The organism is Streptomyces torulosus (genome assembly GCF_001419765.1).
In the GTDB taxonomy this organism is placed as follows: Bacteria; Actinomycetota; Actinomycetes; order Streptomycetales; family Streptomycetaceae; genus Streptomyces; species Streptomyces torulosus.
In genome coordinates, this window is the sequence record NZ_LIRK01000239.1 from 1 (window position 1) to 11,872 (window position 11,872).

The following is an 11,872-nucleotide window of genomic DNA, read 5'->3' on the forward strand; positions in this document are numbered from 1 at the left end:
CTGGTCCGAAAGGCATCCGAACCCTTCCCACGTGCTTGCCTCGCGCTCACTCTGTTGCTTCCGGCGACAGTTGTCAAACGACAATCATTGGCCCTCTGTGTGACCCCCGCCCACCCGCGGACAGCACCCGAGCGGCGCCGCCCGCCGCCCCCTTCGACGACTACGCCTCGGCCGACGGCTCGTCCGGCAGGCTCGGCAGCCGGCCGGAGTCCACGGCCGCCAGCGCCTCGTCGACACTGTCCATCGTTGCCACGGTGAGGCTGACCCCCGTGAGATCGAGGATCCGCCGCACCGCCGGCGTCGGGGCGATGACGTACACACCCCCCGGGATCTCCCGCACCTCCTGATAGGTGCGCAGGATGATGTTCATGCCGGACGAGTCCATGAAGGGCACGGCCGACACGTCAAGGAGGAAATGCCGTCGACCGTGGCTCAGTTGATTCGCCAGATGATGTTGCAGCTCGGTCGCCGTATCGATGTCCAGTTCCCCTTCGATGGTGAGCAGAACGGCGTCCTCGCGCGGCAGATCCACCTTGATCGACAGGGGGTTCTGGGCAACGGACACAAGGGCCTCCCACAGGCGCTACCGATCGGGGCCGGGTGCCCCGATCAACGAATTCGATGCATCGCTCGGCGACGCGCCCGTGCGCATACCCGCGAATCATCCGTCCACACGGGGTGTGATCAGGCAACTCCCGGTTCCAGGAGTCCCTTGCGCAGCCGCTTGATGATGCGGCTGATCAACCGGGAGACATGCATCTGGGACACACCGAGCTGTGCGGCGATCTGGGACTGGGTGAGCTCCTCGACGAACCGCAGATGGATGATCCGCCGCTCCCGCTCGTCGAGTTGGGCGATCAGCGGCGCCAGCGAATGGAAGTCCTCGACGAGTTCCAGCGACGGATCCAGCTCGCCGATCAGGTCACCCAGCACCGTGTCGCCGTCCTCACCGCCGTCGAAGGTGAGCGCCGCGTCCAGAGAGGAGGTGTTGTAGCCGTTGGAGGCCTTGCGCGCCTCGATGACCTCCTCCTCGGACAGGGACATCAGCTCCGACAGCTCACGAGTGGTCGGCATGCGGCCCAGCCGGGACTGCAGCTCGTCCGTGGCCTTGGCCAGCTCCACACGCGCCTCCTGGAGCCGCCGCGGCACATGAACGGCCCAGCTCGTGTCACGGAAGAAGCGCTTGATCTCGCCGACGATGTACGGCACGGCGAAGGTCGTGAACTCCACCTCACGGGACAGCTCGAACCGGTCGATGGCCTTGATCAGCCCGATCGTCCCGACCTGGACGATGTCCTCCAGGGAGTCCTCACGGCCGCGGAAGCGCGAGGCGGCGTACCGCACCAGCGACAGATTCATCTCGATCAGCGTGTTGCGCACGTACTGGTAGTCGTGGGTCCCCTCCTCCAGCATGGCCAGCCGGTCGAAGAACTGCCGCGACATCGCCCGCGCGTCCTTCGGCTTGACTTGCGACGGGTCCTCGATCCACGGCAGGGCCGCCCCCCTGGTCAGGACCTTCTCCCGTGCCGTGGCCGTTGTCCGCGCTGCCGTCACGGCTGCCATGCTGTCCACCCCTCTCGCCCGAATGCTTGTTGCCACCCCTCGCTTGCCCCCGTCCTCCCAAGTCAGTCCCACTCCGCCCCGAAAGGGATGCTCCGGCTCCGCACTCTGGCCGGAAGTCGTCGCCGCGGCTCCGCCCGGTCGGCCCGGCCGCCCCACCGGCACCGCCACCCGGTACGTGTACCCGACACGAAGAAGGCGGCGCACGGTTGTTTGCCTCCCGAATCGAGGGGCAATCGGTTCTCCACGCCTCCGTGACGGAGGCGCGCCGGAGGAAACGGTGTTCCGCGTCCGGGTCTTAGTCGCCCGCCCGCCGTTCCCCTCCGCGAGTCCCTGACAGCGTCGTTCAGGAGCGATTCCGCATGCTGGTCAACATGTCCGCAAACGGATCCGGTACGTCCGCCCGCCCCGGCACCATCGACAGAAGGTCACACGACGACGCCCCCGACACCGCCGCCGCCTTCGCCCGGCTGGCCGCGATGGACGAAGGTCCCGAGCGGGACGCCGTACGAGACGCTCTCGTACAGGCCTGGCTGCCCATGGCACACCGCATCGCGGGCCGGTTCCGCAACCGGGGCGAGTCACTGGAGGACCTGCGCCAGGTCGCCGCCATGGGCCTGGTGAAGGCGGTGGACCGCTACGAGCCCGAACGGGGGGCGTTCGAGAGCTACGCCGTCCCCACCATCACCGGAGAGATCAAACGGCACTTCCGCGACCGGATGTGGACCCTCAGGGTCCCCCGCCGCGTGCAGGACCTGCGCAACAAGGTGCGGGTCGCCCGCCGTGAACTCAGCCAGACCTCCGGCGCCACCGAGCCCTCCATCGCCGACATCGCCGCCCACACCGGGCTCACCGAGGAAGAGGTCAACGCGGGTATGGAGGCGCTGGAGAGCTTCAGCGCCCTCTCGCTGGACGCCGAGATGTCCTCCGGGGACGACGGCTACAGCCTCGCCGACACCCTCGGCTCGTGCGACGAGGCGTACGACGTCGTCGTCGACCGGGAGGCAGCGAAGGAAGGGCTGCGCCGACTGCCCGAACGGGAGCGCGCCATCCTCTATATGCGTTTCTTCGAGGACATGACCCAGAACCGCATCGCCGACCGCCTCGGCATCTCCCAGATGCACGTCTCCCGCCTCATCAGCCGCAGCTGCGCACGGGTCCGCGAGGAGGCCCTCGGCCAGGCCGCCCGAACCGGCGACCGCGACGGCCGGCGCTCCCGCGACAGCTGAGCGACCGCCCGGGCCCCCGGCCGCGCGCCGCAACCCGGGACCGATCCGTCCACGAAACCAGTCGTCCCGTCCATGAATCCTGTCGTCGAGTTCACCCAGGAGCGAACCAGATGCTGATGCCCCATCCCGCGACGCTGCGCCGACTCGTCGAGGAGTACGAGTCGCTCAAGTCGTACGAGGGCGAGCAGAGCGACCCGCAGGCCACGCGCCGAGCGCAGGACCTCGCGTACACGTTGTGCGTGTCCACGGGCACCCGCGACGTCCGGCAGGCCCTGGAGGCCGCGCGCCGGCATCTCGCCGCCGCACAGGCCACCGCGACGGCCGAGCTGTGCGGGCACGGGATGGGAACGAGTGGCGATCTGGGCAGTCATGGTCCGGGCGGGAGCGGGTATGCGGCGCTTCATGAACAGTGACGCACACCCCTGTCCTCCTTCGCCGGCCCCGCGCACAGCATGACGGCGATGGAACGCCGACCGGTCGGAGAGCACGGCACAGCTTCCACCGAGGGCCCGTCCGCGGAGGCGGCGCGCCCTCCGGTCACCATCACCAGTGCCGCGGCCGCCCGCCGTTATGTGCGCTGGGTCGTGGGGGAGGGGTGGCGCTCGCCGTCGGGGTCGCCGACCGAGGCAGCCATGATCGATCTGCTGCTGGTCGTCTCCGAGCTGGTCACCAACGCGGTCCGGCACGGCGGCGGGCTGGCCGGCTTCGACGTTCGCGTCACCGAGGACGGCGTACGGCTGGACGTGCGGGACTACAGTCCCGCCGTTCCCGCCGCGGCCCACGGCCCCGGTATGCCGCCCCGCTCCCACGAGGGCAGCGGATACGGCTGGCCGCTGATCAACCGGCTGTCCAGTCAGGTCGACGTCCGCGGCCGGGCGGAGGGCGGCAAGACGATCAGTGTCCTGGTGCCGCTGACCTGATCCCGAACACAGGCAGGCGCCCCGACCCACCGGGCCGGGGCGCTTCCGTGTCATCTCCCACCAGGGCGGAGCATTCCCTCGCCAGGGCTCACCAGGGCAGGAAGACGTGGATGTCCTTGCCGCGCTGCCTGCCCTGGTCGTGCACCACCACGCTGACCTCGTCGCACAGCGTGTGGATCAGGTACCAGCCGATACCGCCGCCGCCCTTGCTCGGATGGAAGGGCCGCGGCTCGGGCGACGTGACGCTGGTGTCGTGCATCATCACGTGCACCCCGTCGTAGGTGCGGCGCAATGTGAGCTCGAACGGCCCGGGTGCGTACTGCACGGCGTTCGCGGCCAGCTCGGTCACCACCAGCAGAATGTCGTCCCAGTGCTCCTGCGCGGTGGGCAGCGACGTGCGCGCCAGCGCGCCGAGGAACCCCTCCGCCGCCGCACGGGCACCCGTCACGTCGCCGAGTTCCCCGTCGAAGGCGGCGTGACGCTTCTGGATCTCCTCGGAAGGCAGTTTGTCGTCCCAACACGGCTCTGTTGCCATCTCGTCTTTCCCCGCTCGGCTCATCGAGGCTGACGCGAACTCGCGTTCCCTCTCAGAGGCACGTGCTTCCCCCGATGAGAGCGGCTACGCGTTCGAAATGGTAGGGATGTATGGGGCATTGGGGAAGACTGTGGCCTCCTGCCGCTCTCCCCGTACGAGTGCCCGTTACCGCCCGGCCGACTCACCTTCTCCGGCAGGTGTCCGCAGAACCAGCAGTGCCACGTCGTCGTCGTTCTCCGCGGGACGCGCGCGCTCCAGCAGCAGGTCGCAGAACACGTGCAGGGGACGGTGCGCCAGCGCCGCGGCGTGCTGCCGCAACCGGGCCATACCGCGGTCCAGGACGTGCCCGGGCGACTCGATCAGGCCGTCCGTGTACAGCACCAGCGTGGACAGCGGCGGCAGCGGGGTCCGTGTGTCGCTACGGCTGCGGACGAGGCCGGTGCCGAGCAGATGGTCGTGTTCGTCGTCGAGGAAGGCCGACCGCCCGTCGTGCGTGATCAGCAACGGCGGCGGATGACCGGCGTTGGTCCACCACAGTGCCCACCCGTCGGCGTTCCGCTCCACCCTGCCGAAGATCATGGTGGCCATGGACGCCTCGGTCACGTTCACCACGGCCTGGTCCAGCCGCTCCACGATCGCGCTCGGCGGCTCCTCCAGCGCCCAGGCGTAGGCGCGGAGCATGTTGCGGACCTGCGCCATTCCCGCGGCCGCGTCGATGTTGTGCCCCACGACGTCCCCGATGGCCACCGCCGTCGTCGCCCCGTCGGCCAGGGTGAACGCGTCGTACCAGTCGCCGCCTACCTGCGCCGACTGCGACGCCGGCACGTACCGCGCGGCCATGCTCAGCCCCGGCACCTCCGGCAGCTGCGGCAGCAGATGCCGCTGCATGGTCTCCGCGATGTGCCGCTGCCGCTGGTACAGCTGGGCGTTCTCCAGCGCCAGCCCCGCCCGTCGCGCGATGTCCTCCAGCAGCGACAGCTCGGCGTCGGTCATGGCCCCCGACTCGGCGTTGCGGCCCAGCGTGAGGGCGCCCAGCACCGCGCGCGGCCCCCGGATGGGCGCGATCGCCGCCGAGTGCATGCCCGTCACCTTGAACAGCCGCTGCTGCGCCACCGCGATCCCCGAGTCCGGTGGCCCCTGGTACGTCTGCGGCCCGGCCAGGGTGGACGCCGCCCCGCGCAGTGCCCGCGACAACGGCATGAGCGACTCCTCGTGCACCGGCGGCAGCGGCCCCTCCAGTTCCTCGCACCGCACCACGGCACCGCCGTGATGGGTCGCCACCGTGGTCCGCCAGACGTCGTCGCTCTCGGTGATCAGGTCGACCACCGCCCAGTCCGCGAGCCGTGGCACCACCAGCCGCACCAGTCGTGCCACGGCCTCCTCGGCATCCAGCGTGGAGGTCAGCCGGGTCGTCGTCTCGGCGAGCAGCGCCAGCCGGTCCAGCTGCGACAGCGTCGGCGAGGCCGCTGTCGAGGGCACCCCTTCCTCGGGGTCCGTCTCGTAGAACAGGACCGCGGCGCCCAGCGCGCCCCTTTCGAGCCTGCACGGGGTGACCAGCCAGGACACCGGCAGCAGGGTGTCGTCGCCCCGGGCGAACCACTCGTGCGCCCCGCCCCGCGTAGTGCCGCCGAGGAACGCGTGCATCATGGGGCAGGCGGCCCGCGGCATGCTCTGGCCGAGGCCGTTGCGGTGCAGCAGATCGTGGGCGTCCCGGCCGACGAGTGCGTCGGCCGACCGGCCGAGCAGGAACTCGGCCCGAGCGTTCACGGCGACGATGGAGCCGTGGTCGTCGACCACGTACATGCCCGCGTGCACCAGGTCGGGCAGATCGCCCGGTGACCGCACCGCGGGGCCGGGATGCCGCCCGGCGGTGTGGTCGGGACTCCACGCGTTCATGCTCGGATTCCTCGCCTTCGAGACTCTGCGAACGGGGCCGCCGGCCCCCCCCACCGGGGGGTGGAGCGCCGACGCACGTTCGGAACGCAATACCCCGTCCGCGCCGACCTACGCGCACGACATTTTCGCCCAGGAATGGCCGCCCGGCCAGGGAGACCTCACGCCTGTGTGTGCCGGACGCAGGCGGCGACGACCTCACGCAGACTCCCCGTCCGTTCCATCACCTCCCGCTGCACCCGGGCCCCGTTGCCCCGCCGCGAGAGCGTGGCGATCGTGTCGCGGACCAGATCGAGGTCGCCGTTGTCGGCGAGGGCCTCCTCGACGTGGTCCACCAGGGAGTGGATCACCTCTCCGGCGGGCCGGGGGCGCATCGTCGCCGGGTCCAGGAGGTTCTCCGTCGTACCGGAACGGGCGGCCCGCCACCGGGCCAGCCGCAGCAGCCCGGCCGTGTGACCGAGCGGTTCCCGGCCGGCCCGCCACTCCCGGGCCGCGGTCTCGACGAGCCCCCGGGTCAGCGCCGCGACGAGGACCGCGGTGTCGGGGTGCAGACACACGTCCGCGACCCGGATCTCCACGGTCGGATACCGCTGGGCGAGCCTCGCCTCGAAGTACACCATCCCCTCGTCGCGCACGACCTCCGTGGCCGTCAGCTCCGCCACGCACCGGTGGTACCGCTCGGCCGTGCCGAAGAGCTCCGTCGGACCGGCCATCGGCCACATGTCCCACACCTGGCTGCGGTAGCTGGCGTACCCGCTGTCGCGGCCCTGCCAGAACGGTGAGTTCGCGCTGAGCGCCGTCAGCACGGACAGCCACGGCCGGATACGGTCCAGTACGGCCACGCCCTCGTCCTCGGACTCCACCGACACATGGACATGGCAGCCGCACACCAGCTGAACCTGCGTGTCGAGCCCGAACTCCCGGGCCATCCACTGGTACCGGCTGTTCATCGTGATCGTCGGATGCACGGGCAGCGGCGACGTGGCCAGCGCCACGACGGCCCCGCCCACCTCCTCGGCGTGGCGTGCCGCGTCCTTGCGGCAGCGGACGATCTCCGACCCGAGGTCCGTCATCTTCGACTGGGGATGCGTCGCGAACTCGACCTGCTCGTCGTGGAGCTCCTTCTCGAACACGTCCTGCCCCGTGCCGTCACGCGAGGCGCGCGCGAGCACCGCCGCGGCCCTGGCCTGCGGCTCACCGGTCTCCGGATCGACCAAGAGGAGTTCTTCTTCCACTCCGACGGTACGCACGTGATCTGGCCCTTCTCCCATGAGGTGGTGACAGCCGTGTGCCCTCGCACGACGTCGGGACACCTTGCCGTCGGACGGCACGAAGCCGTGTACGCCTCCACGGTCCGGGTACCCGTGCTGCGCTCCGGAAGCCGCGCCGAACCGGTGCGGCCCCAGCCCCCGACCGAGGAGGAGGAGAACGTGACCAGCACCGCTGAGACCGGCCATGTGACCGGCACGGCAGACAAGGACTACAACCTGATCTGGTACGTCGAGGCCTGCCTGGAGAACGCGCTGCGGCTCGAGACCTACATCCAGGACGCGGAACGGGCCGGTGACACCGAGGTGACCGAGCTGTTCCGCAAGGCACAGGCAGACAGCCGCAAGGGAGCCGAACTCGGCAAGCAGCTGCTGAGCCGACGCCTGGCGGACTGACCGCCAGCGGGGAAGTCCCCACACGCCCGGGTGAGCCCTCTCACCCGGGCCGCACCATGTCCAGGCCCCCGAAGCGGGGCCGACCACGCCCGGCATGGCGGGGGTACGCACGGGAGCGACGGTCGGCGGAACGGGCTCTGAAACGCAGGGGAGCGACGGTTGCCGGAACGGCCCCGAACCGCACAGGATGCTGCGGTGACTCGACCCGCAGCGCCCGCCGCCGTACGCCCGTACCGCCCCGAGGACGCCGAGGCGCTCCACGAGATCTGCGTCCGCACCGCCCACGTCGGCAAGGACAGCCGCCCCCACTACGCCGACCCCGACATCTTCCCGGCGATCTTCGCGACGCCCTACGCCCATCTCGAACCGGACCTGACGTTCGTCCTGGACGACGGTGGGGGCCGGGCCGTCGGCTACATCCTCGGCACCGCGGACACCCCCGCCTTCGTGGAGAACTTCCGTACGAAGTGGCTCCCCCGCGTGGCGAACCGCTTCCCGGAGCCGCCGTCCCCGCCGCGCACACCCGATGAGGCGATCGCCGAGCTGCTGTACCGCCCCGAGCGCATGCTCGTCCCCGAGGTGGCCGCCTATCCCGCCCATCTTCACATCGATCTCCTCCCCGCCTGGCAGGGGCAGGGCCACGGCCGAGCCTTGATGCGCACCTTCCTGGGGGCCCTGCGCGAGAGGGAGGTGAACGCCGTCCACCTCTCCATGCTGACCGCCAACACACCGGCCCGTGCCTTCTACGACCGCCTCGGCTTCCACGAGATCGAGGTCCCGGACGCCGGGCCGGTGACCTACCTGGGCCGCACGCCGTAGCCCCCGTCCGACGACCGTGCCGAGGCGCCGCGGGCCGGTGCCCCGAAAAGCCGATGGACAGAGATCACAGGAGCGGCAGACTGACCCCCATGACCTCACCAGACCCCACCGCTACGGCTTATCCCACAGTCCGTGCCGTTCCCACGGGGCCCACTGACCCCAAGGCCGACCTCCGCTTCTATCTGCAGGAAGCCCGCGACACCCTGCTCTGGAAACTGGAGGGGCTGTCGGAGTACGACATCCGCCGCCCGATGACCCCCACCGGCACCAATCTCCTGGGCCTGGTGAAGCACTGCTCCGGCATCGAACTCGGCTATCTGGGCGACACCTTCGCACGCCCCTCGGGTGAACCCCTGCCCTGGCTCGACGACGGGGCGGACCTCAACGCGGACATGTGGGCCACCGCGGAGGAGTCCCGCGCGTACCTCGTCGACTTCTACCGCCGAGCCTGGGCGCACGCGGACGCGACGATCGACGCGCTGCCCCTCGACACGATCGGCAGGGTGCCGTGGTGGCCGAGCGACCGCAACGAGATGACCCTCCACCACGCCGTGGTCCGCGTGACCGCAGACACCCACCGCCACGCCGGCCACGCCGACATCCTCAGGGAACTCCTGGACGGCTCCGCGGGCTTGAGCGTGCGCAACACGAGCCTGCCATCGGGGGATCCGGCCTGGTGGGAGAGGTACAGAGACCGACTGGAAGAGGCGGCGAAGGAAGCCGACCGCGACACCTGACCCGTTCCGCGAAGGGCCCGGCCGGACGACTCAACGCTCCGCGCGAGCCCTCCGACAGCCGCGTGCCAACACCCGCAGGGCGCCCAGCGGAGGCGGGGACGCCGAGCCACGCAACAGCTCGGCACCTCGCCGCAGCGCCGAGTCGGCGGTCAGCAACTCGATCTCGACGAGCGCCTCCACCAACGCCCGACTGGGCCCAGGGACAAGGGCCGACAGCTCTCGGGACGCCGACAACCCGGCACGGGCCGCCCGCACCTGCTCCTCCACCAACTCCCGTACACCGGCGGACTCACGCCCGGCCGCGAGATCCTCCACGCTGACGGAGAACCGCTTGAGCGTCTCCATCGGCACGCCTAGCCGCCCCTCCCGCAGGTCTTCCGCGAGGTCGTTGACGAAGTCGAGCCGCTGGCCGGCCTCGATGAACGTCCGGCACCCCGCCCGGAACGACCCGTCGTCGGCGTCCGGCCCGATCAACGAGGCGACGAGCATGAAGCCCGGCAGCGAGTAGGCGTCCACGTACGCCTGGAAATCCGTCTCGGTGGCGAAGCCGTCGAACTCCAACTCGGCGGTGGCCGTGGACAGATACGCCTCCACCACACCGCGAAGCCGCGGATATGCCTCCATGGTGTGCACCAGGGTCCGCATCAACGGATCGTCGCCGACCCCCGTCTCCAACGCCCGTCGAACCCGCCCCTCCCAGCTCGCCCACGCCGCCGCACGCTGCGCCCGGGTGCCGGTGTCCAGCAGATTGTCCCCGTGGTGCATCACGGCCGTGGCAGCCACCACATGAGGCACCAAGTACGGCGGCAGCAACAGCCGGGCCGCCACATAGGAAGCCCGCCGAAACCGAGCCACGACGCTCCGCTGAGCCCCGTAATCCCCACGCAACAGGGCTCCCCGAACCCCCGCAGCATCAAGACTCCGCTCCCACACACCCATACCCAGATCGTATGCGCCGCGCCCGCACACCTGCGCTGCGTGCGCCCCGGCGGACGCCACGGCGCCCGTCCCGTGCTCTGGCGATCGCCTCGGTGTGTCACTCGGCCGCGACGCTGCCGCTTGCGAACCACTCTGGCTAGCTGGGCCTCGCACCGGGCTTCCGACCCCACGCCGAGATCATCGGCGCCGTCGCCACGTCGAGTTCGCCCGTCGCGATGTTGGCGAGGTGGGTGTCGATGTCGGCGTCCGTGGCGTAGCCCTTGGCCGTCAACTGCTCACGGATCTGGAGCACCGTGGCCCGCTCCAGGGCGGTGCCCGCCGGGCTGGTGAGGGGGAAGTACGCGTCTGCCTGTACATCCGTCAGGCCCGCCGAGCGCAGCAGGCCTGGGAGCCGGCGTCCATAGGAGAGGTCCGCCCCGCGCTCGCTGAGCAGCCGGCGGAATCCGCGGCGGATCTCGTTGGCGAGCTGTTGCTTCGGTCCGGATTCATCAGGGCAGGCCAGCGGCTGCAGCGCGGGATCGGCGTCCTCCAACAGGAGCCACCCGCCGGGCCGCAGGGCGTCCACCATCACCCGCAGAGCCCGTTCACGGTCCCTGACATGGACGAGCACCAGACGGGCGTGGACGAGGTCGAAAGCACCGGGCGGTGGCGCGTCGGCGGCGATGTCATGGTGGAGCAACTCGACCTGCGGTGCCGTCGCCGGGGTCATCCACGAGGTGTCGATGTCCGTCGCCAGGACATATCCGTCGGGCCCGACCCGCTCCGCGAGACCCCGGATCACCGAGGTACCCCCGGCCCCCACCTCCCAACAGCGCCCGCCCGCCGCGATGCCGAGACGGTCGACGTGCCGGAAGGTGGAGCCGTCGAAGAGGGCGGCCAGCGCCTCGAAACGCTCTCCCGCCTCGGGCTGCCGATTGTCGAGGAGGTACCCGTCCGGTGCGCGCTCGGTCATCCCCCGATCATGCCGCAGCGTCCGCCGGGCGAGTCTCGTCGCTCGCCCACCCCGCGCCCCCTGCCCGGCTCAACGCGCTCACATGATCGACCAGCCGGCTGCCTACGGGGTGAAGACCTCCTCGAGACGGTCGATGGCCCCGTTGTCGCCCAGGTGGTACGTGAAGACGAGCCCCGAGTTCGGGTTCGCGTCGAGCCAGTCGAGGAACTCCTGGACGCCGATCTTCTGGTTCGTGGTGCTTTCGACGATGGGGTTGGTCACGGTGACGTACGCGGCCTGGTCCATCGGGATGTACGTCTCCTTGCCGACCGTCTCGAACGGCGCCCCGTCCGAGTCGGGGGTGCCGCATCCCCAGTTGCCGTGCTTCACGATCAGGTTCAAGGACCCTCCCTCCGGCGTGTAGCGGTAGACCGCGATCTCGTCGGGGGAGATGGGCATCTTGTGGTCGCAGTCGTCACCCTCGTCGGAGCCGCCCCCACCGCCCCCGGACCCCGTCGTCGCGGGCTCGGCTGCCGACAGCGGCGGCAAGTCGGGCGGAGGCACTTCGGTCACCTCGAAGCCGTCCGAGCCCGCGACGACCGGCTCCGGGGGCGGTGGGCGCGGCTCCGACGAGGGTGACGACTG

At 70.5% G+C, this 11,872-nt stretch carries 14 protein-coding genes; 6 read left to right on the forward strand and 8 right to left on the reverse strand.

Going from position 1 to position 11,872, the window contains the following annotated elements; genetic code table 11:
* Nucleotides 1–160 precede the first annotated feature (160 nt).
* Complete coding sequence (locus tag AOK23_RS16905; protein WP_055713536.1) at nucleotides 161–565, reverse strand: STAS domain-containing protein; 405 nt, start codon at nucleotides 563–565, stop codon at nucleotides 161–163.
* Nucleotides 566–684: 119 nt separating this feature from the next.
* Nucleotides 685–1,563: an RNA polymerase sigma factor SigF gene (locus tag AOK23_RS16910; protein WP_420823714.1), complete on the reverse strand. Its 879-nt coding sequence runs from the start codon at nucleotides 1,561–1,563 to the stop codon at nucleotides 685–687.
* Nucleotides 1,564–1,922: 359 nt separating this feature from the next.
* On the opposite strand from AOK23_RS16910, the gene AOK23_RS16915 reads away from it, so the two are divergent.
* The 3 genes from AOK23_RS16915 (at nucleotide 1,923) to AOK23_RS16925 (ending at nucleotide 3,709) form a co-directional block, all read left to right on the forward strand.
* Complete coding sequence (locus tag AOK23_RS16915; protein WP_055713537.1) at nucleotides 1,923–2,789, forward strand: SigB/SigF/SigG family RNA polymerase sigma factor; 867 nt, start codon at nucleotides 1,923–1,925, stop codon at nucleotides 2,787–2,789.
* 110 nt (nucleotides 2,790–2,899) lie between these two features.
* Nucleotides 2,900–3,202, forward strand: a complete 303-nt coding sequence (locus tag AOK23_RS16920; RefSeq protein ID WP_055713538.1) for a DUF5133 domain-containing protein — start codon at nucleotides 2,900–2,902, stop codon at nucleotides 3,200–3,202.
* A 48-nt stretch (nucleotides 3,203–3,250) separates the two neighbouring features.
* A complete protein-coding gene (locus tag AOK23_RS16925; RefSeq protein WP_420823715.1) occupies nucleotides 3,251–3,709 on the forward strand; it encodes an ATP-binding protein in 459 nt (152 codons plus the stop codon).
* Nucleotides 3,710–3,797: 88 nt separating this feature from the next.
* Here the strand turns inward: AOK23_RS16925 and AOK23_RS16930 are convergent, their stop codons facing one another.
* The 3 genes from AOK23_RS16930 to AOK23_RS16940 all read right to left on the reverse strand — a co-directional run bounded on the left by AOK23_RS16930 (nucleotide 3,798) and on the right by AOK23_RS16940 (nucleotide 7,387).
* Nucleotides 3,798–4,244 (reverse strand): ATP-binding protein, encoded by a 447-nt coding sequence (locus AOK23_RS16930; protein WP_055713540.1) that lies wholly within the window; start codon nucleotides 4,242–4,244, stop codon nucleotides 3,798–3,800.
* A gap of 165 nt (nucleotides 4,245–4,409) precedes the next feature.
* The gene (locus AOK23_RS16935; protein ID WP_055713541.1) at nucleotides 4,410–6,140 is read right to left on the reverse strand and encodes a SpoIIE family protein phosphatase; all 1,731 of its coding nucleotides are present in this window, start codon (nucleotides 6,138–6,140) and stop codon (nucleotides 4,410–4,412) included.
* 158 nt (nucleotides 6,141–6,298) lie between these two features.
* A complete protein-coding gene (locus AOK23_RS16940; RefSeq protein ID WP_055713542.1) occupies nucleotides 6,299–7,387 on the reverse strand; it encodes a glutamate--cysteine ligase 2 in 1,089 nt (362 codons plus the stop codon).
* 180 nt (nucleotides 7,388–7,567) lie between these two features.
* On the opposite strand from AOK23_RS16940, the gene AOK23_RS16945 reads away from it, so the two are divergent.
* The 3 genes from AOK23_RS16945 to AOK23_RS16955 all read left to right on the forward strand — a co-directional run bounded on the left by AOK23_RS16945 (nucleotide 7,568) and on the right by AOK23_RS16955 (nucleotide 9,357).
* Nucleotides 7,568–7,801, forward strand: a complete 234-nt coding sequence (locus AOK23_RS16945) for a hypothetical protein (protein ID WP_055713547.1) — start codon at nucleotides 7,568–7,570, stop codon at nucleotides 7,799–7,801.
* 195 nt (nucleotides 7,802–7,996) lie between these two features.
* Complete coding sequence (locus AOK23_RS16950; protein WP_055713543.1) at nucleotides 7,997–8,620, forward strand: GNAT family N-acetyltransferase; 624 nt, start codon at nucleotides 7,997–7,999, stop codon at nucleotides 8,618–8,620.
* A gap of 89 nt (nucleotides 8,621–8,709) precedes the next feature.
* Nucleotides 8,710–9,357, forward strand: a complete 648-nt coding sequence (locus tag AOK23_RS16955) for a DinB family protein (RefSeq protein ID WP_055713544.1) — start codon at nucleotides 8,710–8,712, stop codon at nucleotides 9,355–9,357.
* 30 nt (nucleotides 9,358–9,387) lie between these two features.
* On the opposite strand, the gene AOK23_RS16960 is transcribed toward AOK23_RS16955, so the two are convergent.
* From AOK23_RS16960 to AOK23_RS16970, 3 genes are all read right to left on the reverse strand, one after another.
* The gene (locus AOK23_RS16960) at nucleotides 9,388–10,296 is read right to left on the reverse strand and encodes a phytoene/squalene synthase family protein (RefSeq protein ID WP_055713548.1); all 909 of its coding nucleotides are present in this window, start codon (nucleotides 10,294–10,296) and stop codon (nucleotides 9,388–9,390) included.
* Between the two features lie 136 nt (nucleotides 10,297–10,432).
* Entirely contained in the window at nucleotides 10,433–11,248 is an 816-nt protein-coding gene (locus AOK23_RS16965; RefSeq protein WP_055713545.1) for a methyltransferase, read from the reverse strand.
* 102 nt (nucleotides 11,249–11,350) lie between these two features.
* On the reverse strand, nucleotides 11,351–11,872 hold a 522-nt coding region (locus AOK23_RS16970; protein ID WP_055713549.1), incomplete at its 5' end, for a hypothetical protein.